Below are 23,093 nucleotides of genomic sequence, written 5' to 3' on the forward strand. Positions count from 1 at the left end.
GACATCCGTGCCATACGAACTGAAACCCTTGTCCTGCAACCCGTCTGCTTTGAACGGCTTGTCCGAGAAACTCATCGTCAGCCACTGGGAGAACAACTATGGCGGCGCGGTGAAGCGCCTCAATGCCATCGAGCAGAAGCTGGCTGAACTCCAGTGGGCCAGCGCGCCGGTGTTCGAGATCAACGGCCTGAAGCGGGAAGAGATGATCGCCAGCGGCTCCATGATCCTGCACGAGGTCTACTTCGACTCCCTGGGCGGCGCCGGCGGCGACCCGGCGGGTGCACTCAAGGCAGCCGTCGAACGCGACTTCGGCTCGCTCGGTGCCTGGCGCACCGAATTCACCGCCATGGGCAAGGCCCAAGGCGGCGGCTCCGGCTGGGTTCTGCTCGCCTGGAGTCCACGACGCGGACGGCTCGTCAATGCCTGGGCGGCCGACCACGCCCACAACCTGGCCGGCGCCACTCCGCTGATCGCGCTGGACATGTACGAGCACAGTTACCACATGGACTTTGGCGCCAAGGCCGGCGCCTATGTCGACGCCTTTATGCAGAACCTGTCCTGGACGGCCGCCGAGGCCGCCTTCGCCAAACTGGGAGCCTGACGCCATGGAACGCACCATCAAACCCAACACCCTGAAAACCGAACTGCTCGGCAAAATGATCCTCGACGTGCGCCGCGCCGCAGACCGGGAGGCCGCGCCCGCACATCTGCCCGGCGCGCAATGGAAGAATCCGGAGCAACTCGCCGAGTGGGCCGACAGGCTGCCGAAAGACCAGGACATCGTGATCTATTGTGCGCGTGGCGGCTCGGTTTCCAACAGCGTGGTCGATGCCCTGCAGGCCAAGGGACTGAAGGCCCGCTTCATCGAGGGCGGCATCGAGGGCTGGAAAGCCGCCGGCGGCGGGGTCGTCGGACCATGAAATGGATCACCCGCGAACGCCCCAAGATCGACCGCATCGCCTGCCCGTGGCTGGTCACGCGCTTCATCGACCCGGAAGCCGAGTTCATCTATGTCCCGAAGGACAAGGTGATGACAGAGGCCGAGCGCCTGGGTGCCATACCCTTCGACGTGCCCGGCGTTGAACTCGGCCATCATGGCCCGCTGTGCAGCTTCGACGCCTTCATCAAGAAATACGGCCTCAACGACCCGGCACTGGATCGGCTGGCGCTCATCGTGCGCGGCGCCGACACGGGCGCCCCCGACCTGGCGCCCGAGGTCGCGGGCCTGGTCGCGCTGTCCTGGGGGCTCAACTACAATTATCAGGACGACCACGAGTTGCTTGCCCAGGGCATGGTGATGTACGACGCACTCTACGCCTGGTGTAGCCGTTCCCCCAGCCAAAATGCCTGATGGTCTGCCCGTCTTCGGCGGCCAGTGACGCCACCTTCGCAGCATCATTGTTCGCCTTGCTATTCGGTTTCACCCTGACGTGGACATGATAGGCACGCCGCTCCGATCCCGGCGTGGTTTCCTCGTTGCGCTTGCCTTGTCACTGGTCCTGCACGCCAGTTTGTTGCCGTCATGGTGGGGCAAGCCGAAGCCGCCCGCCCCCGACGAACCCTTGCAGGTCCGCATGATGGTTGAACCTGAGGCGAAACCGCCGCCACCCAAACCGCGAATGGCCAAGCCGTCCAAACCACGGAGGGTCACGCCATCCAAACACGCCAGACCACAGACCACGCCTGAACCTCTGCCGCCCCCCAATCCGGAGACGGTGCCAATGTCCATGCCTGCGCCGTCCGCGCCCACGGCCGAGGAATGGCAGTTGGCTTCAACCTATACACCCAGGAATGGCAAGCGTTATCGCTACGCCTGGGGGCAGCAGGTTAGAAGCATGATGGGAACGGCTTTCGAAGGGCCCGATCAGGGGATGGTGCGGTTTCGCATCGAAATCGCGCCTGATGGAAAGCTCTCCAAGGTGGAACAGCTTTGGTCGACCTCGGAGGCTGTTTCAAGGCTCGCTCGGAAGGCGATCGAGAATCTGCCGCCGCTGCCGCCAACGCCGTCAGGAAAGCCGCTCATCTTCGAGCAGACCATCTCGTTCCTGCCCTATGAAACGGGCTGGCCGCCCAGCTATAAGTTGGACTGTCTGCCGGAGCCCCTGCCTTTCAACAACCCGTTTGCGTGGAACGGTTCATCTCCACCCGACGTGGCGAAACGGGAACATCGTCCGCCTCCTCCCGAAGGGTGCCCGCCTGATTCCACCGAGGACACGATCGAAGAGGAAGAAAGATCATTCAAACGCCAGATGGAGCAATGGCGGTGGGGGCGCTGAATGGGATCGATGGACTGCTAACCGAAGTATTGCGGACCGCGACAGCCGGCAGCTCGAACGGCGGCAAAGGCCGATGAAGAGACGTCCAACGCTCGCGGTTTGAACTGAGCATCGAGGACCTGCAAAGGTCGTTTCCATTTTTCGCTAGCGATTACCCGAATGCTGGCGCCGCGTTCCAAGAAGGGCCGGCAAGTAAACGTCGGCATCGATCCGCGGCAGGTGCAGCCCAAGGCCGGAAGGGCTCACAACCATCTCGCGCAAATCTTCAGGTGATGTGCCTTCGAGGCCAGGGACTCGGTTAGGTCGGAACGAGAGCTGCAAACCCGTTTCCAGTTCCACCACGACGCGCCCGTTCTCATCGTCGAACCAGGCCGCTCTCGCCGCAGAGAAACGAGCTCTTGTGACCTCCGCTCTCGCGTTTGCCAAGCCGAAGTCGGCTGCGGTGACTGTCGCTGTAGATCGGCCCCGGCGATAGACGAACAGCGCGTAACCCAGCCCCGCCACTGCGAAGATCGCGAGGCCACCATAGAAGATGAGTAGCTGCAAGACAGGCTCAGACATGCGTTCCCCTGCAACGTATTCCCATTGCCCTGAAAACGCCGACGGAGGCGTGGCGTAGGCCCTAGCCTAGATATCCGTGATCGAGGCTGTGTAACAAATCGAAAGCCAATTGCGCCGTGTCTTCTTGTTCAGATGCTTCGAGAGGCGACTTACCCGCGAGCTGTCTCATGGGTTTGCGCAGCCACTTCATGGCCTTGTTCTCATTCCCGAACACTTGGATGGCCAACTTTTCGATCTCTGCCTTCCGATCTGCAATTTCCATGCTTTATCTCCGATAGTTGAAACGGCCAGGTTTTCCATCACCGATGGACACCAGGCCGCCCCGGTTCTCCAGCCGCGCTCAAACCTCATCTTTTATCCTCAGGTGCATGTGCTCAGGACACAAGACCAGCTCTCCCGTTTGGCTCGGCGTTGCGGTTCGGCCACAGATTTCGCACCTCGTCGCTGCCTCTTGTTCAGCCTTGAAAATCGCGTCAAAGACGGCCGGCGTTGGGTTCACAATCTGAAATCTCAGTTTCCCGAACTTTTCCTTCACCCGAAACGCTCGCGGGAGTCTGCGGACCGGGACGCCTTCTTCATCTCTGAGCCGTCGAATCTCGATCTCTAGCTCTTCGGAGAGTTTTTCGATGACGGGAAACCAGCCTAAGCCTCGCAAATAGAAATCCGCCTCCCCACGGCGTCGGCCGCGATAAAGGAGAGGAAATCGCTTGACCAGGGAGGTTACCCACTTTTCATATTCGTTTTGACCCATACGCTTCTCAGTGACTGCTCACAAAAACATCGTTTATGCGGAAACGCGGCCTTGGCCCCGATTCCCCCGTACCGATCGCCGCTTCCAGAAGGCCATCCCTCGTCGCATAGGCGCAATACCGCTTGCCTTCCTGGCGCGAACTGGCTGATTGCTACCCACCTCAAGCGAAAATTCCATGTTCGATTCGGCCGAGCGTGTCCATGACGAGTTCGCCGCCAACTTCGGTATCAAGCAGCGATGCCGGTGTCTCGCCGCGCAGCACAATGAGCGGGGATGTCAGCCAATGGAACGCATTGCTCAGGTCGTCGAAGACCTCCTCAGCTCGTGCGAGAACCCGTGCCAGGCGGAGCAGACGCTCGGACTGCTGCGAAGTCAGAGAACCCAGGCGCCGGCGCTGGGCCACCGTGTGCACGCTGATGCCGAGAAGCTGCGCGAGTTCAGCGGGCGTCGCCTGAATGTTCGCGGCGAGCGAATCCAGGACTTGGATTGGGAATCCCTGACGGATCGACGCGACCCACTCCAAGGGGCTGCCTGGGCCCACGTGAAGAATCGTCGCTCCGCCGAGTAGCCGCAGCGCCCCGATCGAGGGATCCGTCAAATGCTGGCTCACCTTGTCGTCCTTATGGCACGCCTGATCATCGCCAGGATCGATTGATTGCAGTTGATCGGGCGGAGATCGATATCCGGATGGGCGTTCGCAAAGACCCTGAACAGCTGGTCGGCGAATCCCTGGCCTATTTCCGTGATGCCACAAAAATCCAGATGTACCGAACGCGCGCCGGCGTACCTTTCTATCTCGCGGGCGATCAGTTTGGCCTGCGCGCGGGATGCGAGGTTTTCGTCGCGCAACTGGGCCATCTCCATCGCGATTCTGACCGGAGCCATCATTTTGGGTGCCGCTGGGTTCTGTGTTCGACGTTGACTGATAGGGCTCGACCTCATGCTAGACGGCCCCGTCACCACTGTCCATCACACGCGCTTGTAACGTCCGAGTGGCCGAATCTACGCAATTTGCGTTGTTCCATTCCCGTTGCGTAGCAAACGCGCACGGCACTTAACAAGGGGCGAGAAGATTGCACTTACTGGGAATCAGGCGGCACAGGTTTCGATCCTTCTGAGGGGTGAACGCGGCAATGAAAGCCTGCCTGTTGCATTCAGGTCTTTCTGCAGGGGGGGCGCCCAAGAACACAGGATTCCAAGACCAAATCCATCGTGGCTATCGCTCCTGAAAGACCGCCAATTCTCGGTGGAGGTTGCGCGCGTGCTCCGCAAGATGAAGCCGACGCGCCAGGTGAAGCGTATCGAGCTCATGTTCTCAGCGAACAGCCTGCCGATGAACTATGCTGAGGCCCTGTTGCCCGCAACGCCCGTCGAGATGCTGGTGGACGGAACCAAGCCTGCCACCATGAAGGGCGTGACGCCCGAGCGGATGGCGCGCATGGAACGGGAGAGCAGCTGAAGCTGATTGCCGAGCTGCACACGCTCGACCAACCGTGAAGGTTGATCTTTAACAATTCGGACTATCTGTTCGGAAAGGTCACCGATGGCGAGGCGGCGATTCTCTCCGGGCTTTTCTTATTGGACCGGCGTGTCACTGCGGAGACTTCGAATGCAGCGCGACAAAGCAACCGCATTCTGCTGTCTCTGCGGAGGCCTCAAGGACCCGACGGATCGCGGCGGAGGTAGCGGGCAGACGGTCGAGCCTCGCGAGCTTTGGCTTGAGGTCAGGCAGTTCCTGATAGAGGTGCCACAATTTGACCGACTTTCCGCCTAACCGCTCAGAGATACGCAAGCCCGCTGCTGTGATCTGCGATGCCAAATGCGCGTCACGCGCTACCCAATCGGCCGACATTCTGCCGACGCGGGGGGCTCGCGGTAAGCGACTTACCTCCTCGTTGAGCCATTCGCGATCGTTTCTGTAAAGCCACGCATACGCCGCCGGCTCAAGAAGCCTCAGCGCCTTTATTCCGGCATGTGGATTCTTCTTCGCGATCTTTTGCCATGCCATGCGCGCCGCTCTACGCTTCTCGTCCATCAGCGCCCGATGCCAAGCAGATTGCAGCCCAGCCTCCGTTCGGAGCAGCCGTGTGATCGAGGAGACAGATACGCCTCCTATTTCGGCCACCTTCTCCTTGCTGACTCCTCGCTTCAAGGCGGCAACCATATTCTTTTTGGTCTCTCCCCGAATACTTTTCGGGCGTTTGTTTATCGACAACCCGGCGTTGGCCGCCCATGCCTCACCCGTCGCAATAGCTACCCCAAGGTTTTTGGAAGCCCCTGAAATGGACTGACCTTCAATCAACAGCCGCTTGAATTCCTGCTGCATTGGGTTTTCGAGCTTCGTCGTCGACGCATGAATTTCGCCTGTTGAAGGCTTCTGTTGACCCTTGCTCACCTGCGTATATCGCACAATGAACCCTTCGAGATCGCGGAACAGCCAGCAGACCAGGGCAAGATGCCGAATGGGATGCAACTGCCTGCCTACGCCGGAGATCAGTTTCGCGACTTCTTCGTAAGCCGCCTTTGGCGTGCAAGGCAAACCCCGCAATTCAGAGATTCCCGAGAAGGCAGCCAAGAATTCACGATATTGGCATCCAACTTCACCCGCTTTCAGCCTTTCTGATCTTCCTACGAGAAGATTCCGATTCTTGAGCTCGCTACGGTACGCCTTTGCCGCCATGGTCGGATCGAAATGCGTCGATGAAGGAAGGCCGGCAAGCATAATTGCCGCGTTCGCCAGCAGCCCAATTGGGCCAGTGAATTCGTTGCTCCGAGAAGCGTTGGCAAGGTGGCTCGTGTGGGGCAACACCCATTGAAAGCGAAGCACTCCCGTCGCCTTAAGATTGGAGTACGTGAGGAATCTTTGGTGTTTCGTGCACAGGGCGACACCGGGCCATTGATGCTCAAGGTGCCAATATGCGACCCCATACCGCCGGATGTCCTCCTCGTAGCAATCGAGACAGATTTTTAACGGGTGGTTTGCCCTGAAACGGCTGGCCGTAAGACCCAGCTGATATTTGAGGCTACCGATGGAAGACCCCGCCAAAGTGGCGACCGCTGCCCGCGCGGTCTCGGCCTCCTGAAAGGGAAGGTAAAACGGCAGTAACGTACGGCCACGAATGATGTTCTCTGCCGTGCCCAGCTGGCCACGCGTGCGCTCAGCAAACGTGCGGATTCGGCTTGGGAAATCATGAGCGCAGCCCTGCCGAGGATGGCCGAACAGCTGGTTGCAGGTTGTCGACGCAAGATGGTTACCGGAAAGAGTGTGGTATCGACTACAAAGGCTATACAAGGTCTCGCCTGGCAGCCATTCGACTGGAGCGCGCTCTGAAAAAAGGTCGTAAGAGCTTCCCGCCATGTCTCCATATCACCTTCAATCACCTACTTGACTCGCCACAGACGTCGACGGGGCATGGGAGCCTCGCCTGATCGTGACCGGCCCAACATCTTGGAAATTTTGCCTCGTCGCCAGATGCTTGTCGATTTGCCATGCCCACAGCGCCGGCAGAGGGACAAACCTCGAGCATACAGCCCCTCGCGTCCTCGCCGAATCGAAAGTGAATTTCAGGATTCATTCGACCCCTGTGCCCACCGAAGACAGAGTCCAGTGCACGAACTCGGCGGGGTGCCTGTCTTGCCATTGCCGCATGATTGCCTGTGCAATCGTCGGGGTAATCTCTCCTGTCTTCTGGGGTCGGTCGTAATTTGGAATCTCGACCGTTGCCGGGGATGGAAACGTAGCCGGGGTTAGCGATGTTTTTTTCGTTGGGCCACGAGGATAGGATTGATGGCTATCCTCGCCGAGTAGTTTTCTCTTCTTTTGCAGTAATTTGTACTTTTCCCGTGTTTTCAATGGGTTGCCAGACATCACGGGGGCCGCTACTATCCACGTGTTAACTACCGGCAGCTGATTTGAATGAGCCCCTTTGTGGTCTTCCCCGGAGAATTGAGTTTGCGGAGCAATCCCCGCCAACAGGGGTTGGCCGAGCTCCTCGGACATGAACAGGCCGCCTACTTCGAGTCTTTCAACGAGACGATCGATGCGGGCACTGTCACCGGCAAACTGGCGTTCCATCTGTTTAGCGCTCTTGCGGAGTTTGAACGCAACCTGATCAGCGAGCGCACCCGTGAAGGTTTGAATGTCGCCCGTCGGCGTGGGAATAAGGACGGGCACAAACCCGCCTTGATTCCAAGCTGTGAAGCAGGTTCTGAGATTGATGACGGATCGCTCCAGCCGGCCGGCGGATATCGCGGCGCAGCCCAAGGTCAGCCAATCAACTCTCTACAAGCTTGTTCGTAAGCAGCAAGGCCATCCCTGACTGATGGCTTCGTTGGAACTAGTCGAATATGTGCCGCATCGGCACAGCGTTGCCGATAACGGCAAGGTGACGTGGGAGCGGGACCCGGACGGCCGGCCCGCTTGTTCAACTACAGGAAGGAGAGAGTTCGCCGGAGTATCTCCGGCAAATGCGAAATAAGTGAGAAAGCACGATGCCCGGCTAGCCTCGCGAAAGGCTAGCCGGGCATCTTGGGGGTTGTGCGGGCAGGAAATCGGACTGCTTGTCCCCACTATTCCCATATCGGCCACGTCTGTCAAGTTTTGCTTGGCCGACCAAGGTCCCGCATTGCCTCCGCAATTGTCACCCGCGAGGGTGCGGCGAGTGCCTTTCTCACGCGTCGGCCATAAGGGCCGCTCTGTTAAAGAGTGGAGGTTAGACCCGCGGAGGGGGAGCAATGCCTGAATTACGCCTCACCGAATCCCGGCTTAGGGAAATCCTGCGTCGGCAAGACCCACCCAAGTGGGGTGCCAACTATGAACCAGCCATTCGTGCGACCCGGGAAGAAGCGCCTTCCCGAAGCAGACCTTCAAGGGTCTGGTGGGAGGCCATGCAACGTCCTGTACATGTCCTCTCCAATCCCGAGCTTTGGGTTCTGATGATCCTGCTCTATTGCCCCTGGTTATGGGAATTGCAGGAACAACGCATGCTCCCATTCCTGCCTTCTCCACACCCGATGGCAAGCCATCGCCGCGCCATCGGCATGGCTCTTCCTGCCATGAGCGGTACTTTGGCGGTGGCGGACCGGCTCGGGTACTTGCCCTGTCATCCCTTCCTGACGATCCGCAAGAACAAAGGGCAGCCCGCGGAAGACGTCCCTGCTCCTTGGATTGGAGATTTCCTGGCATACCTCGAGGACGACGGGGGACCGTATTGCGTGAACATCAACGTCAAAGCGACGCGCCAAGGCTTTTCCGAGCCGACGGTCAATGTTTCGCCGAAGACAAACATGAAGCGAGCGGAAAAGAAGGCGATAGCTCGCCAGGAAGTCGAGCGTGTTCTCTATGACGAGGCGGGGATTCCAACTCACGAGGTCGCTGGGAACGAACTGAATGAAATCGTAGTCGCCAATCTCCAGCAAATCATTGTCTACCAGAGACGCAAGACGCCGTTCAGCAGTGCAGAGCGCCTTGAAATCATAGGCGAACTGCAGCAAGGCATGAAAGCCGGGAAGGCGGCTTTCGAAGTTCTCAAGGCCATGACAGGTTCAGATCAGCAGCGCTTCTACCATGCCAAGACTGTGATGTATCAGGCCATCTGGCAGCGACAGTTGCGGATCGACCTGTTTCAGCATTTTTTTATTGACTACGCATTGATTCCAGAAAGCCGCGACGTACTGGACGAATACGGCGCATGGTTTAGGAGACCGAAATCATGAGTGGTATCTCAATGGGGACCCAGCTCGTGGCACCTGAAGGATTTCGCAATCTCGAAAAAGGTGTGACCTATTTCTTCCTACGCAGTAGTAGTACCCGACAGCGCGTATTGCTAATCGAGTTTCGAGAGCGCGGGCCCAGGCAAGTCACCCACAAATCTCAGAAACGTCCGACCAAAAGCGTTACGCCGGAGCCGTTTCCGAAATTTGTCTTCGTGGACCGTGATTCATTTGAGCATGGCGTTGATCCCGACAACAGGAGAATCATCAAGGCGGAAAGGCAACGCACGCTGCCGCCATGGCTCGAGGAGCTGGAGGGGATGAACCTCGCTCTGGTTGATTCCTACAGGAAGGAGCCGGTGCTCAAACATAGCGATCGTATCGACGAGAAACTCGCAGTCATATTGCCGCTCGTAAGTAACCTCAACGACATCCTTGATCACGACGACCCTGAGCGGTTGATCAATGAACATGCGCGAGGTTTCAAGAAAAATGAGACGCGGGTTCGCTTATGGTTCTTGTGCTACATCTTGTTTGGTCGCAATCGATTCGCCCTGCATTACCCTATCCACAAGATTGGCCGCTGGGACAGGATGAGTAACCCTGGCTCGGCCAAGCGCGGCCATCCATCCAAGAAGGGTAAAGAATACGGTTACAACACTGATGCGGAAATGAAGGAATTGATCCTCGCCGGATACCGGCGAGAGTGCGGCTTGGGCGTAACGATGGACCAAATCTACGTCCGATCCATGCTCCGAGACTTTGGCTGCAAGGCACGAGACGTTAACAATGGCCACCGCAAGTTCACGGAAATCTGGCACCCCGACGGGAAACCTTTTCCTCAGCGTGGGACATTCGAATACTACGTGGACAAGGAGTATGGCCAGAAGACGGTCTCTACGATACTGATCGGCAAAGTGCAAGCTCGCTCCGAGATCCTTCCGGAGAAGGGCGCTTTTACCGAGCACACAATGAACCTCATGCAACGCGTGGACGCCGATGCGTATGCCGTCGAGGAACTGGCACGCGGTCTCGTCGAAGGGCATCCTCTTCCCCCACTCTATGTCGTAACCAGGCGGGATTACCGCAGCGGGATCAAAAGCGGAATTGGGTTTTCCCAGGGAAGTGAGACATCCTCCGCCTATCGCACTGCCAAGTTCTGTGAAGCAATCCCAAAAGTGCGCTTTTGCAAACTGTTTGGAATCGCGATTACCCCCGATCAGTGGCCAAGCCAAGGGCTCTGCCCCAACGAAGCTGTGGACCGAGGAGCGGGCGCCACACCTGGAGCCCAAGGCCGGTATTTCGAGCTTGATCCTGTCATTGACGGCATGGCGCCAAGTCATTCCGGCCAAAGTAAGGCCGTTGTGGAATCCTCCCATCCCAAGAATCGGCACGACAAGGAAGCTCCCAGTTTTTTTCAATCAGAGCTCAGCACCGTCGAGCTGATACGCCGCGAGATTTTTGCGTTACTCAAGTTCAATGCATCGAGTAGCGTCCGCTCACGCATTCCACCCGACCTGGCTGCCAAGATTACGGGCAACAATCCGAATGCACTTTATGTGTTGCTGGATGAACGCGGCCGCAATGACGCGGAACAAATTACGTTTGAACAGGCGGTAAGAAATTTTCTTGATCTACGGCCTGCCAAATTGACTGACGCCGGTGTCCTGCTTCATGGTCAGGTCTATAAATCCGCGGCTCTTACCCAATCCGGGGCCTGTGAGGCTGTAGCGGGAAGGAAAGATATGCCGATACAGGTTTATGTCTTCGAGGGCTGCACTCGCCACATCTGGTTTGATTGGCACGGCCAACTGGTCGAGGTCGACCTGACATTCTCTGTTCCCGTTCCCAATGGGGTCCTGCATATGTCCTTGGCCGCCCTCGAAGAATTTGAAGCCTACCTGAATGAACTTGGCTATGAACATCGCGAAAATCGACTAGCCGTTGCCCTTGCGACATACGAGGCATTCAGGACCAATACCGGCAAAGATTGGGATGCTGGCAGCCGCAAGGCGGGTCGCGCGAAACGAGGCAGCCGGGCGGCCAAGCAGGAGGCTGCAGAGGCCAAGAACGCAACGCGTGGCCAGGAGGCTGCATGAGCATGTCTAAGACCGCAAACCCATGGATTGAACCCTACAAGTTGGTGTTGTCCGACGAAGAAATCCGCCGTCGCACTGAAGTTCACGGGGAGCCCGTCGAGGATCTGGATTCTGACCTTATCGAAGTGGCCTGTAACCGCCTAAACAAAGCCCTGAAAGCGGTGTTCATCGCCACAGCCCAATCTCGCGCGATCATCCGCAGTGAACTCGAGCGTGCTATCGCATATGGCCTCGTCGCCTATCCCAATCGAATAGCCACCTTGCAACGGATCTACTCTCCGCCAGAGGAGCGGGAATCAGAGTTCCCCGTCGTGATCACCGGCCCCAGCGGGACGGGAAAAACAGAACTGGAAAAAGCGATCAGACGATTGCTAATGGGAAGGCGCCACATCGATCTGGGCGAAGCGCATGGGCCCTTCCCTCAGGACGCTTACCGTAGTCTACGGGTCAAGGGAATGCAGTCGGTGCTCGAATTCATGAAGCCCCTGGCAAAACCGGAAATTGCTCTGGGCGAAGCCAAGGCGCGCGTAAGCGACATGCCAAACGAATGTGCCGCCTGGTTGTATAGGACTGGAACCTGCCTGCTAGGCGTTGATGAGCTTCAGTTCTTGACGCAATCCGATAATGCCTCAACGCATATATCGAAGGTTCTCATGGCGTGCATGGAAATTGGTATTCCATGGCACTACGTGTGTAACTACAGCCTAGGCTGGCGCCTTATGAAACGACCGCACGAGATTACTCAGCGATTGCAGGCCAATATCTCGATTCTGGTTCCGGATCCCCCAGCATCCGAAGACTGGATCGCAATCCTCAAGCAGTACCAGAAAATAGCAAAAGCCTATTTCGAATTTGAACTCACCAGCCACGCTCTTGAACTTTGGAATCTTTCAGCTGGCCTTAAGCGCGAACTCGTCAAACTTTTGGTTCTTGCCTACCGTCTGTCTCGCCATCGACAAGTCGGGAAAGTCAGCTGGAAGGATATACAGGATGCCTATACATCCGCGTCCTTTTCAAAGTCGCGAAAAGACATCGAACTGTTGATTCGGTACGCAGCCCAAGGAGGTGAACTCAGGGATGATCTGAGGTGCCCCTTTACGGGGGGTTCGATAACCCAAGCAATTGAGGCTTACGAAAACAACTTGAGAAATGCGCGCAACGTTATAGTCGCTAGAGCCACTCTAGATGCCTCCTTGACAGAAGGGGAGCGCAAGGCTGCCGACAACATCCAGAAAAAATTGCGTGACGAAACGCCTCCCAAGCGAGCACACGTCGTGAAACTACCCGTGAAGCCCAAACGCACGCTTCAGTCACTGCAGAGTGCAGGCAGGAAGTTCAAGACTGGGGACAAGCCACCGGAAACTCAGGACGCTTGATGGGCTGCCCATGCTAGAGACCAAGACCGGCAGCGCGTCGGACCCACATACGAAAATCTCATCAATAGTAGTTCTCATAGTCAATCGTATAGATGGAGGGAACTGGCTCCGCAAGCCGGTCGCTCAGTCAGCTGGAGCAGTCAATGCACCTGGTAGTAGGTTCAGGCGACGCTGCGTTACAGATCCCCAAAGACTTCGTCAGCTAGCGCCGAGGAGCGCTGCACGATACAGCTCGATTAACGCTGCTGCTTCCCTGCTCATTAGCCGGCGCCTTCGGGAGACGTGGGAGCGGAGCTTGGAGCGGCTGGACGAAGCGAATGAAGCTATCGAAACCAGCATTCGTGGCTGGATTCGCAGGAGAATGGGGGCAAGACGAGAATACGCCTCAATATAAACAAACGGAGCCGCTGGTAAATAGGCAAGACTTCCGTCATGCCTAATTCCGTCGCGCAGTTGCTCATTTTCTATGGCGGCCTTGCCATCTTCGTGACGGGCGCGCGTGCTCAGCCACGACGCCCTCAAAACTAGAAATAGAAATATGGAAATAGTTGAGAGTAATTTGCCCGCGATGATTTTTACCAAGCCGCAAGACGATGAGCTTGCTGAGGGCTATTGGGGCCGAATTAAACTTCTGAATGTATCTGCATCGAATCGCTCCCTTGGCGCGATGCTTACGAAATACCTCGGTCTTGAAGACCCAGGTATAAGCAAGCTGGAGGTGCTGGCTCGCTTTGCACGGCAACCTGTCGCCGAGTTTGTTCGACAACATTCTCTAATCCCGTATCTTCGAGCGGTCTCATTTCGTTGGACTGAGAATGAACACGGTAGTCCCGCTAATCGCCACTACCTACGACAAAATGCCTTTAGGAGACTCTTACCGTCGCTTCGATTTTGCCCAGCGTGTGCTTCCGTAGAAATAGCAAAGGGTTGGTCATATTGGAAAAGAAAGCACCAGCTACCCGGGTATGATTGGTGCAGCCTTCACCGAGCCCCCCTCATCTACAGCCTTGATCCACGCGGAGGTGATGCTCTGCCAACACCTGACGCTGGGAATACGTCTCACATCACCGATCACGAACAAGCGCTCATAGATCACCCCGTCATTCAACGTTACATGCGGATCTGTGAGGGCTTTCTGTCTATGCACGCCCCGTTAAACACGATTTTCTCGTCTCGCATGTTGACGTCCCGTATGAGCGAGCTTGGTCTATCGACCAACGCACGAGCGGGCAACGGTGGAATATTGAGTGATTTTATTTTCGACTCTGTACCGACAAACTGGCTAGGCCGGGTTATACCAAACATCCAAAGGAAATTTCCTAAACGTCACTTCTCACTGCTAGATAATATCCAGTTTTCCACTGCATCGCCTGTCGCTCATGCAGTAGCTATGGCAACGCTTTTCCCGTCAGCTAATGAAGCGTTAACGAGATGGCAGGCCTGCATCGATGAATTCGAATGCGATGCGAAAAGAAGACCTGCAGACGAGCCATGATGTAAGCCACCTTGCTTCTCCTGATCAGCAAGGCGCCTGACTCCCCGATTTACCGACTTCACTAGTGCGATATATGTGATCACCCGACGGACTTTATTTTTTCCGACGGACTTTATTTGTTTTGTTCACGGGCCATTGGAGATGCCGCGCCTCACTCCACCGTAACGGATTTCGCGAGGTTGCGTGGCTTGTCGACGTCGGTGCCTTTCTGCAGGGCGACATGGTAGGAGAGCAGTTGCAGCGGCACCGTGTGGAGGATGGGCGAGAGCGCGCCGTTGCTGCCGCCCGGCAGCTTGATGACGTGGACGAAGGGGGTTTCCTCGATGGTGACGTCGCCATCGGCGAACACGTACAGCTCGCCGCCGCGCGCGCGCACCTCCTGCAGGTTTGATTTCAGCTTCTCGATGAGCTGGTCGTTCGGCGCGATGGTGATCACCGGCATGTCCTCGTCGACCAGCGCCAGCGGGCCGTGCTTGAGCTCGCCCGCGGGGTAGGCCTCCGCGTGGATGTAGGAGATTTCCTTCAGCTTCAGCGCGCCTTCGAGCGCGATCGGGTAGTGCACGCCGCGGCCGAGGAACAGCGCGTGGTGCTTGTTGGCGAAGCGCTGCGACCACGCCTCGACCTGCGGCTCCAGCGCCAGCATCTGCTGCGTCTTGCCGGGGAGGCTGCGCAACTCGCCGAGATAGGCTGTTTCCTGCTCCGCGTTGAGGCGGCCGCGCAGCTTCGCCAGCACCAGCGTCAGCAGGAACAGGCCGGCGAGCTGGGTCGTGAAGGCCTTGGTCGAGGCCACGCCGATCTCGGGACCGGCGCGGGTCAGGAACTTCAGCCGCGACGCGCGCGTCAGCGCCGATTCGGCCACGTTGCAGATGGCCAGCGTCTTGTCCTGGCCGAGCGCCTTGGCGTGATTGAGTGCAGCAAGGGTGTCGGCCGTCTCACCCGACTGCGAGATGGTGACGATCAGTGCATCGGGGTTGGGGACGCTGGTGCGATAGCGGTATTCGCTGGCGATTTCGGCCACCGCCGGAATGCCGGCGATTTCCTCGAGCCAGTAGGTCGCCACCTTGGCCGCGTGATAGCTGGTGCCGCAGGCGAGGAAGGTCACGGCCTTCACCTGGCCCAGCACCGCCGCGGCGTCGAAGCCGAACCATTCCGGCTGCACCCGATCCTGCGCCACGGCGGCGAGCAGCGTTTCGGTGAGCGCGCGCGGCTGCTCGTGGATCTCCTTCTGCATGAAGTGGCGGTAGGGGCCGAGCTCGGCCATGTCGGCCGACAGTTCGGACACGTGCACGCTGCGGTCGACCTTGTTTCCGGCGGCGTCGTACACCGTCACGCTCAGCAGGCCGATGTCGGCGACGTCGCCCTCCTCCAGGTACATCACGCGCTGCGTCACCGGCAGGAGCGCCGAGACGTCGGAGGCGATGAAGTTCTCCTCGATGCCGAGGCCGACCAGCAGCGGGCTGCCCTTGCGCGCGCAGACCAGCTGGTTGGGCGCCTCCTCGCTGACGACGCCGATCGCGTAGGCGCCCTCGAGCTCGGCCACCGCAGCGCGCGTTGCGCCGAGGAGGTCCTTGCTCTGGCGGAAGTGAAGCGCGATCAGGTGCGCGATCACCTCGGTATCGGTTTCGGAGGTGAAGGTGAAGCCGGCTTCCTGGAGGCGCTTGCGCAGGGCCTCGTGGTTCTCGATGATGCCGTTGTGCACGACCGCCAGCCCGCCGCTCACGTGCGGATGGGCATTCGCCTCCGACGGCGCGCCGTGCGTCGCCCAGCGCGTATGCGCGACGCCGAGGTTGCCGTGGACCTGCTGCGCCGCACAATCGGTCGCGAGCGCCGCCACGCGCCCGACACTGCGGACCCGCTTCAGGCCGCCGTCGATCGTGACGAGGCCGGCCGAATCGTAGCCGCGGTATTCGAGGCGGCGCAGCCCCTCGAGCAGGATGGGAACGACGTTACGTTGCGCAACCGCGCCGACAATGCCGCACATGCCTAGGCTTCCTTCTTCTGTTTGACCGGCCGCTTCCAGCCGTTGATCGTGAGCTGCTTCGCGCGCGACAGGGTCAGCTCGCCGGCCGGCGCGTCGCGGGTCAGCGTGGTGCCGGCGCCGAGCGTCGCGCCCCGGCCCACGGTGACCGGCGCGACCAGCTGGGTGTCCGAGCCGACGAACACCTCGTCCTCGATGACCGTGCGGTGCTTGTTCGCGCCGTCGTAGTTGCAGGTGATGGTGCCGGCGCCGATGTTGACGCGCTTGCCCATGGTCGTGTCGCCGACGTAGGAGAGGTGGTTGATCTTGGAGCCATCGTCGATCTGGCTGTTCTTGATCTCGACGAAGTTGCCGACGTGGACGTCGCGCGCCAGCCGGGTCCCGGGACGGATGCGCGAGAACGGCCCGAGGCGCCCCGCCTCGCCGATCTCGGCGTCGTCGATCAGCGTGAAGGCGTCGATGCGCGTGCCCGCCGCGACCTTGACGTTGCGCAGGACGCAGTGGGCACCCACTGACACGCCGTCGCCAAGTTCCACCTGCCCCTCAAAGACGCAGTTGACGTCGATCGCGACGTCACGCCCGCACGTCAGCGTCCCGCGGACGTCGAGGCGTGCCGGGTCCATCAGGGTCACGCCGGCATCGAGCAGGGCTCGTGCGATCTCAGCCTGGTGAATGCGCTCGAGTTCCGCGAGCTGGGCCTTGCTGTTCACGCCCAGCACCTCCCATTCATGCGCCGGCTGGTGCGCCTCGACCTCGACGCCGTCGCGCACCGCCAGCGCGATGATGTCGGTCAGGTAGTACTCGCCCTGTGCGTTGTCGTTCCTCAGTTCGCCGATCCAGCGCTTGAGATGGCGCGTCGCTACGGCAAGGATGCCGGTGTTCGCTTCCTGGATGGCGCGTTCGGCGGGCGAGGCGTCCTTGTGCTCGATGATGCGCGTGACGCGGCCGTTCTCGCGGACGATGCGGCCGTAGCCGTCCGGATGGGCCAGGTGGACCGTGAGCAGGCCGAGTTTGCCCGCCTCCGCTGCGGCCACCAGCGGCCGCAGCGTCGCCGCCTTGGTGAGCGGCACGTCGCCGTAGAGGACGAGGGTGACACCGTCGTCGGCGAGACAAGGCAGGGCCTGCTTCACCGCGTGGCCGGTCCCGTGCTGTTCGGCCTGAAGCACAAATGTCAGCCTGTCGTCAGCCATCGCCTGCGGCACGGCCTCGCCGCCGAAGCCGTAGACCACGCAGGTCCGCGCCGCGCCGAGCGCGTGGGCAGTGGCGACGACGTGCCCGAGCAGCGGCTTGCCGGCAAGCCGGTGAAGCACCTTCGGGAGGTCGGAGCGCATGCGGGTGCCTTTGCCGGCGGCCAGAATGAGAATTTCAAGCATGGTGCGGATTCGAATAGCACGGGTAGAGGAGTCGCATCATCGCGCTGGACGACGCAAGACGCGCGCCAAGTATAAGGCCTGAGCTGGGCGCGATGAAAAACGGGGGCCGCTGGCCCCCGTCTTCGTGGTCCGGCCTGATGACCAGCGCTTACTTCTGCTCGACCAGTTCGACGCGGCGATTCTGGAAGCGGCCGTCGGCGGTCTTGTTGGTGGCGACCGGGTGCGTCTCACCGAAACCCTTGGCAGTCAGGCGATCGGCGGCGACGCCCTTCTCGATCAGGTAGGTGCGAACCGCGTTGGCACGGCGCTCGGAGAGCTTCTGGTTGTATTTCGCGGCACCCGTGCTGTCGGTGTAGCCGGCAATCTCGACCTTCACGTCGCCCCACTCGTTCAGGGTGGCGGCCATCTTGTCGAGGATCGGGTGGGCGTCCTTGCGCAGGGTGGCCTTGTCGTGGTCGAAGTTCACGCCTTCGAGGACCAGCTTGCGGGGGGCAGGTGCAGGCGCGGGCGCCGGCTCGGGCGCGGCGACAGGCTCAGGGGCGGGCGCGGGCGCCGGGGCGGCGACAGGCGCAGGTTCGGGGGCAGGCGCGGGCGCCGGCGGCACCTTGCACGGCACATCGTACAGTTGCTTGCCGGGGCAGCCGATGGTGCGGAACAGCTCGTAGTCGGTGGTCTTGCCCGTCGAACTCGCCGCGTTGCTCGGATCGTAATAAGGACCCTGCGCGGCCGATGCGGTCGTAATGCCGCCGGCAATCAGGGTCGAGGCCAGCACGCCGTACAGAAAGGGTTTTGCACGCATGTATTTTTGCTCCTGCTGTAGTGGTTCAACGAAGTTACTGAAATAAGAATGAATTGTTGTATTGCCAGCAAATCGATCCATCAACGTGTCCTGGGCCGGTTCATCCTCCCTTTGTCGAGCGGCGCGAGCGCCCTCTGGCGACCGCGCCCATTTTTTAATGGCTCCGTTTGAAGGTTAGCACAGTGTGAACGTTCACGCCCAACGAATACGGGGCTTGCGGCGGGTAAGGGACCCGTTCACTTCGGCCCCCGTCCACAATAAAAAAGGCAACCCGAAGGTTGCCTTTCGTCCGATCCGGCTGGCTGATCAGGTCAGCTTGCGGAGTTTCTTGATCGCCGCGAGTTGTGCGACCGCCTGCGCGAGTTCGGCCTGCGCCTGCGCGTAGTCGAGGCTCGCCGCCTTGTCCTTCATCGCCTCCTCGGCGGCGCGCTTGGCGTCGAGCGCCTTGGCCTCGTCGAGGTCGGCGCCGCGGATCGCGGAGTCCGAGAGGATCGTGACCAGGTGCGGCTGCACTTCGAGGATGCCACCGGAGACGTACACCAGCTCCTCCTCGGCCTGGTTCGGCACCTTGATGCGCACCGAGCCGGGCTTGAGGGTCGTCAGCAGCGGTGTATGACGCGGATGGATGCCGAGTTCGCCGCGCTCGCCGGGAGCGATCACCACTTCGGCGGTGCCGGAGTAGAGCGACTCCTCTGCGCTGACGATGTCGACGTGGATGGTCATGGCCATTGTGTAACCTCGTGTGGGGCGAACGGTGAGCGGTGAGCGGCAAGCCTTCCGGCTCACCCCTCACCCCTCACCGCTTGCACGTTACTGAATCGTCTTCGCCTTCTCGACCGCTTCCTCGATCCCGCCGACCATGTAGAAGGCCTGCTCGGGCAGGTGGTCGTACTCGCCTTCGACGATCGCCTTGAAGCCGGCGATCGTGTCCTTCAGCGAGACGTACTTGCCCGGGGCGCCGGTGAACACTTCGGCGACGAAGAAGGGCTGCGACAGGAAGCGCTGCAGCTTGCGCGCGCGGGCCACGGCCAGCTTGTCCTCGGGCGAGAGTTCGTCCATGCCGAGAATGGCGATGATGTCGCGCAGTTCCTTGTACTTCTGCAGCGTGCCCTGAACCTTGCGAGCGACCGAGTAGTGCTCCTCGCCGACCACCTGCGGATCGAGGATACGCGAGGTCGAGTCGAGCGGGTCCACCGCGGGATAGATGCCCAGTTCGGCGACCTGGCGCGACAGCACCAGGGTGGCGTCGAGGTGGGCGAAGGTGGTCGCCGGCGACGGGTCGGTCAGGTCGTCCGCCGGCACGTACACGGCCTGGAACGAGGTGATCGAGCCGGTCTTGGTCGACGTGATGCGCTCCTGCAGGCGGCCCATCTCGTCGGCCAGCGTCGGCTGGTAGCCCACCGCGGACGGCATCCGGCCCAGCAGCGCGGACACTTCGGTGCCGGCCAGGGTGTAGCGGTAGATGTTGTCGACGAACAGCAGCACGTCGCGGCCCTCGTCACGGAAGAACTCGGCCATGGTCAGGCCGGTCAGCGCGACGCGCAGACGGTTGCCGGGCGGCTCGTTCATCTGGCCGTAGACCAGCGCGACCTTGTCCAGCACGCCGCCTTCCTTCATCTCGTGGTAGAAGTCGTTGCCCTCGCGGGTGCGCTCGCCGACACCGGCGAACACCGAGAAGCCGGAGTGCTGCACGGCGATGTTGCGGATCAGCTCCATCAGCGTCACGGTCTTGCCCACGCCGGCGCCGCCGAACAGGCCGACCTTGCCGCCCTTGGCGATCGGCATGATGAGGTCGATGACCTTGATGCCGGTTTCGAGGATCTCGACCGTCGCGGCCTGATCGGCGTACGCCGGGGCCTTGCGGTGGATCGGCATGGTCGTCTCGGCGCCGATCGGGCCGGCTTCGTCAACCGGCTCGCCCAGCACGTTCATGATGCGGCCGAGCGTCTTCTGGCCGACCGGCACCATGATGGGGTTGCCGGTGGACAGCACGGCCATGCCGCGGCGCAGACCGTCGGTCGAACCCATGGCGATGGTGCGGACCACGCCGTCGCCCAGCTGCTGCTGGACTTCGAAGGTCAGCTCGGGGGACTGCATCTTCAGCGCTTCCATGACCTTGGGCATGGCATCGCGCGGGAATTCCACGTCCACCACCGCGCCGATGATCTGAACAATTTTTCCGTTGCTCATGTTGATTTCCTAAAAGTTGAATTCTTTAAACCGCGGCGGCGCCGGCGACGATCTCGGACAGTTCCTTCGTGATCGCGGCCTGACGGGTCTTGTTGTAGACCAGTTTCAGTTCGCCGATGACGTTCTTGGCATTGTCGGACGCGGCCTTCATCGCGACCATCCGCGCCGATTGCTCGCATGCCAGATTCTCTGCGACGCCCTGATAGACCAGCGATTCGATGTAGCGCATCAGCATGGCATCGACCACGGGCTTGGCGTCCGGCTCGTAGATGTAGTCCCAGTGCGTCTTGAGGCTCGCCTCTTCGGCATCTTCCATCTTCGCCAGCGGCAACAGCTGGGTCAGCGTGGGCTCCTGCTTCATCGTGTTGACGAAGCGGCTGTATACGAGATACAGCGCGTCGATGCGCCCTTCGAGGTAGGCGTCGAGCATGATCTTGACCGGGCCGATCAGCTTCTCCATGTGCGGGGTATCGCCCAGGCCCGTCAGCTGCGACACGACGTTGGCGCCGAGGCGCTGCATGAACCCGAGACCCTTGTTGCCGATCGCGGTGACGTCGATCTGCACGCCGGCGGCTTCCCACTGCTTCATCTGGTTGACCGCCAGACGGAAGGCATTGGTGTTCAAGCCGCCGCACAGGCCCTTGTCGGAGCTGACGATGATCAGGCCGACGCGCTTGACGTTGTCACGCGCCGTCACGAACGGATGCTTGTATTCCGTATGGGCATACGCCAGGTGCGTTGCCACGCGGGCGATCTTCTCGGCGTACGGACGCGCGGCCTTCATGCGGTCCTGCGCCTTGCGCATCTTGGACGCGGCGACCATCTCCATCGCCTTGGTGATCTTGCGCGTGTTTTCCACGCTCTTGATCTTGGTCCGTATCTCTTTTCCGGCTGCCATAATGGCTCCTAATCAGCGCGGTCTATCAATAGACGCCGGTTTTCTTGAACTCTTCGACCGCAGCGGTGAGGGCCTTCTCGTTCGCGTCGTCGAGGTTGCCGCTGGCTTCCACGGCGTCCATGATGGCGGCGTATTTGGATTTCACGAAGGCCTGCAGCGCCGCTTCGAACGCGAGGATCTTGCCGACTTCGACGTCGTCCATGTAGCCCTTGTTGACGGCGAACAGGGTCAGCGCCATTTCGGAGACCGACATCGGCGAGTACTGGGCCTGCTTCATCAGTTCGGTCACGCGACGTCCGCGCTCGAGCTGCTTGCGGGTGGCTTCGTCGAGGTCGGAGGCGAACTGGGCGAAGGCCGCGAGTTCGCGGTACTGCGCCAGCGCCAGGCGCACGCCGCCGCCGAGCTTCTTGATGACCTTGGTCTGCGCGGCACCACCTACGCGGGACACCGACAGGCCGGCGTTGATCGCGGGACGGATGCCGGCGTTGAAGAGGTCGGTCTCGAGGAAGATCTGGCCGTCGGTGATCGAGATCACGTTGGTCGGCACGAACGCGGACACGTCGCCGGCCTGCGTTTCGATGATCGGCAGTGCGGTCAGCGAACCGGTCTTGCCCTTGACGGCACCGCCGGTGAGCTTCTCGACGTAGTCGGCGTTGACGCGCGCAGCGCGCTCGAGCAGACGCGAGTGCAGGTAGAACACGTCGCCCGGGTAGGCTTCGCGGCCCGGCGGACGGCGCAGCAGCAGGGAGACCTGGCGGTAGGCCCAGGCCTGCTTGGTCAGATCGTCGTAAATGATCAGGGCATCCTCACCATTGTCGCGGAAGAATTCGCCCATGGTGCAGCCCGAGTAGGGGGCGATGTACTGCATCGCGGCGGCGTCGGACGCGGTCGCGGCGACCACGATGGTGTGGTCCATGGCGCCATGCTCTTCGAGCTTGCGCACCACGTTGGCGATCGAGGATGCCTTCTGGCCCACGGCGACGTAGATACATTTCACGCCGGTGCCCTTCTGGTTGATGATGGCGTCGATCGCGACGGCGGTCTTGCCGGTCTGGCGGTCGCCGATGATCAGTTCGCGCTGGCCGCGGCCGACGGGCACCATGGCGTCGATCGACTTGAGGCCGGTCTGCACCGGCTGGTCGACCGATTTGCGGTCAATGACGCCGGGGGCGATGCGCTCGATCGGCATGGTCTTGTCGGCGGCGACGGGGCCCTTGCCGTCGATCGGCTGGCCCAGCGCATTGACGACGCGGCCCAGCAGCGCGCGTCCGACCGGCACTTCGAGGATGCGGCCGGTGCACTTGGCGACGTCGCCTTCCTTGATGTGCTCGTAGTCGCCCAGGACCACGGCACCGACGGAGTCGCGCTCGAGGTTCAGCGCGACGCCGAAGGTGTTGCCCGGCATCTCGATCATTTCACCCGACATCACGTCGGACAAACCGTGAATGCGGACGATGCCGTCGGTGACGGACACGATCGTGCCCTGGGTGCGCAGTTCGCTGGAGGCGCCCAGGTTCTCGATCTTGGCTTTAATCAGTTCGCTGATTTCGCTTGGATTCAATTGCATTTCTGTTCTCCGAACCGT

At 60.3% G+C, this 23,093-nt stretch carries 23 protein-coding genes; 10 read left to right on the plus strand and 13 right to left on the minus strand.

Annotation, left to right across the window (positions count from 1 at the left end):
• Positions 1-7: 7 nt before the first annotated feature.
• From VA613_RS14695 to VA613_RS14710, 4 genes are all read left to right on the plus strand, one after another.
• On the plus strand, positions 8-601 hold the full coding sequence (locus VA613_RS14695) for a superoxide dismutase (protein ID WP_324779766.1): 594 nt from the start codon (positions 8-10) through the stop codon (positions 599-601).
• Between the two features lie 4 nt (positions 602-605).
• Positions 606-920 carry a rhodanese-like domain-containing protein gene (locus VA613_RS14700; RefSeq protein WP_324779767.1) on the plus strand — a complete coding sequence of 105 codons (315 nt, stop codon included), beginning with the start codon at positions 606-608 and terminating at the stop codon, positions 918-920.
• A complete protein-coding gene (locus VA613_RS14705) occupies positions 917-1,351 on the plus strand; it encodes a chromate resistance protein ChrB domain-containing protein (RefSeq protein WP_324779768.1) in 435 nt (144 codons plus the stop codon). Before VA613_RS14700 ends, VA613_RS14705 begins: the two co-directional genes overlap by 4 nt.
• Before the next feature lie 136 nt (positions 1,352-1,487).
• Complete coding sequence (locus VA613_RS14710; protein ID WP_324779769.1) at positions 1,488-2,276, plus strand: energy transducer TonB family protein; 789 nt, start codon at positions 1,488-1,490, stop codon at positions 2,274-2,276.
• Positions 2,277-2,420: 144 nt separating this feature from the next.
• Here the strand turns inward: VA613_RS14710 and VA613_RS14715 are convergent, their stop codons facing one another.
• The 5 genes from VA613_RS14715 to VA613_RS14735 form a co-directional block, all read right to left on the minus strand.
• Positions 2,421-2,837: a DUF2442 domain-containing protein gene (locus tag VA613_RS14715; RefSeq protein WP_324779770.1), complete on the minus strand. Its 417-nt coding sequence runs from the start codon at positions 2,835-2,837 to the stop codon at positions 2,421-2,423.
• Between the two features lie 61 nt (positions 2,838-2,898).
• Positions 2,899-3,099: an antitoxin Xre/MbcA/ParS toxin-binding domain-containing protein gene (locus VA613_RS14720; protein ID WP_324779771.1), complete on the minus strand. Its 201-nt coding sequence runs from the start codon at positions 3,097-3,099 to the stop codon at positions 2,899-2,901.
• A gap of 78 nt (positions 3,100-3,177) precedes the next feature.
• Entirely contained in the window at positions 3,178-3,588 is a 411-nt protein-coding gene (locus VA613_RS14725; RefSeq protein ID WP_324779772.1) for a hypothetical protein, read from the minus strand.
• A gap of 160 nt (positions 3,589-3,748) precedes the next feature.
• The gene (parS, locus tag VA613_RS14730; RefSeq protein WP_324779773.1) at positions 3,749-4,198 is read right to left on the minus strand and encodes a type II RES/Xre toxin-antitoxin system antitoxin; all 450 of its coding nucleotides are present in this window, start codon (positions 4,196-4,198) and stop codon (positions 3,749-3,751) included.
• Positions 4,195-4,476, minus strand: a complete 282-nt coding sequence (locus VA613_RS14735; protein ID WP_324779774.1) for an STAS-like domain-containing protein — start codon at positions 4,474-4,476, stop codon at positions 4,195-4,197. The genes parS and VA613_RS14735 overlap by 4 nt, the downstream gene beginning before the upstream one ends.
• A 142-nt stretch (positions 4,477-4,618) precedes the next feature.
• On the opposite strand from VA613_RS14735, the gene VA613_RS14740 reads away from it, so the two are divergent.
• Positions 4,619-5,047: a plasmid partitioning protein RepB C-terminal domain-containing protein gene (locus VA613_RS14740; protein WP_324779775.1), complete on the plus strand. Its 429-nt coding sequence runs from the start codon at positions 4,619-4,621 to the stop codon at positions 5,045-5,047.
• Between the two features lie 132 nt (positions 5,048-5,179).
• Here the strand turns inward: VA613_RS14740 and VA613_RS14745 are convergent, their stop codons facing one another.
• The gene (locus tag VA613_RS14745; protein WP_324779776.1) at positions 5,180-6,946 is read right to left on the minus strand and encodes a TnsD family Tn7-like transposition protein; all 1,767 of its coding nucleotides are present in this window, start codon (positions 6,944-6,946) and stop codon (positions 5,180-5,182) included.
• 558 nt (positions 6,947-7,504) lie between these two features.
• Between VA613_RS14745 and VA613_RS14750 the strand changes: the two genes are divergently transcribed.
• From VA613_RS14750 to VA613_RS15005, 5 genes are all read left to right on the plus strand, one after another.
• A complete protein-coding gene (locus tag VA613_RS14750) occupies positions 7,505-7,888 on the plus strand; it encodes a recombinase family protein (protein WP_324779777.1) in 384 nt (127 codons plus the stop codon).
• A gap of 635 nt (positions 7,889-8,523) precedes the next feature.
• The gene (locus tag VA613_RS14755) at positions 8,524-9,303 is read left to right on the plus strand and encodes a PDDEXK family nuclease (RefSeq protein ID WP_324779778.1); all 780 of its coding nucleotides are present in this window, start codon (positions 8,524-8,526) and stop codon (positions 9,301-9,303) included.
• Positions 9,300-11,399 carry a hypothetical protein gene (locus VA613_RS14760; protein WP_324779779.1) on the plus strand — a complete coding sequence of 700 codons (2,100 nt, stop codon included), beginning with the start codon at positions 9,300-9,302 and terminating at the stop codon, positions 11,397-11,399. The genes VA613_RS14755 and VA613_RS14760 overlap by 4 nt, the downstream gene beginning before the upstream one ends.
• Positions 11,396-12,775 carry a hypothetical protein gene (locus VA613_RS14765; RefSeq protein ID WP_324779780.1) on the plus strand — a complete coding sequence of 460 codons (1,380 nt, stop codon included), beginning with the start codon at positions 11,396-11,398 and terminating at the stop codon, positions 12,773-12,775. The genes VA613_RS14760 and VA613_RS14765 overlap by 4 nt, the downstream gene beginning before the upstream one ends.
• 568 nt (positions 12,776-13,343) lie before the next feature.
• Positions 13,344-14,270 (plus strand): TniQ family protein, encoded by a 927-nt coding sequence (locus VA613_RS15005; RefSeq protein WP_407702889.1) that lies wholly within the window; start codon positions 13,344-13,346, stop codon positions 14,268-14,270.
• Positions 14,271-14,421: 151 nt separating this feature from the next.
• Here VA613_RS15005 and glmS read toward each other — a convergent pair whose 3' ends face one another.
• The 7 genes from glmS to atpA all read right to left on the minus strand — a co-directional run bounded on the left by glmS (position 14,422) and on the right by atpA (position 23,075).
• A complete protein-coding gene (glmS, locus tag VA613_RS14775) occupies positions 14,422-16,251 on the minus strand; it encodes a glutamine--fructose-6-phosphate transaminase (isomerizing) (RefSeq protein WP_324779782.1) in 1,830 nt (609 codons plus the stop codon).
• A 2-nt stretch (positions 16,252-16,253) separates the two neighbouring features.
• A complete protein-coding gene (gene glmU / locus VA613_RS14780; protein ID WP_324779783.1) occupies positions 16,254-17,621 on the minus strand; it encodes a bifunctional UDP-N-acetylglucosamine diphosphorylase/glucosamine-1-phosphate N-acetyltransferase GlmU in 1,368 nt (455 codons plus the stop codon).
• A 148-nt stretch (positions 17,622-17,769) separates the two neighbouring features.
• Positions 17,770-18,420: an OmpA family protein gene (locus VA613_RS14785; RefSeq protein ID WP_324779784.1), complete on the minus strand. Its 651-nt coding sequence runs from the start codon at positions 18,418-18,420 to the stop codon at positions 17,770-17,772.
• Between the two features lie 306 nt (positions 18,421-18,726).
• A complete protein-coding gene (locus tag VA613_RS14790) occupies positions 18,727-19,149 on the minus strand; it encodes a F0F1 ATP synthase subunit epsilon (RefSeq protein WP_324779785.1) in 423 nt (140 codons plus the stop codon).
• A gap of 81 nt (positions 19,150-19,230) precedes the next feature.
• Entirely contained in the window at positions 19,231-20,610 is a 1,380-nt protein-coding gene (gene atpD / locus VA613_RS14795; protein WP_324779786.1) for a F0F1 ATP synthase subunit beta, read from the minus strand.
• A gap of 25 nt (positions 20,611-20,635) precedes the next feature.
• Positions 20,636-21,508, minus strand: coding sequence for a F0F1 ATP synthase subunit gamma (gene atpG, locus VA613_RS14800; RefSeq protein WP_324779787.1), 873 nt, complete (start codon positions 21,506-21,508; stop codon positions 20,636-20,638).
• A 25-nt stretch (positions 21,509-21,533) separates the two neighbouring features.
• The gene (gene atpA, locus VA613_RS14805) at positions 21,534-23,075 is read right to left on the minus strand and encodes a F0F1 ATP synthase subunit alpha (RefSeq protein WP_324779788.1); all 1,542 of its coding nucleotides are present in this window, start codon (positions 23,073-23,075) and stop codon (positions 21,534-21,536) included.
• Positions 23,076-23,093 lie beyond the last annotated feature (18 nt).

It is taken from the genome of Thiobacillus sp. SCUT-2 (assembly GCF_035621355.1).
GTDB lineage: Bacteria > Pseudomonadota > Gammaproteobacteria > Burkholderiales > Thiobacillaceae > Thiobacillus > Thiobacillus sedimenti.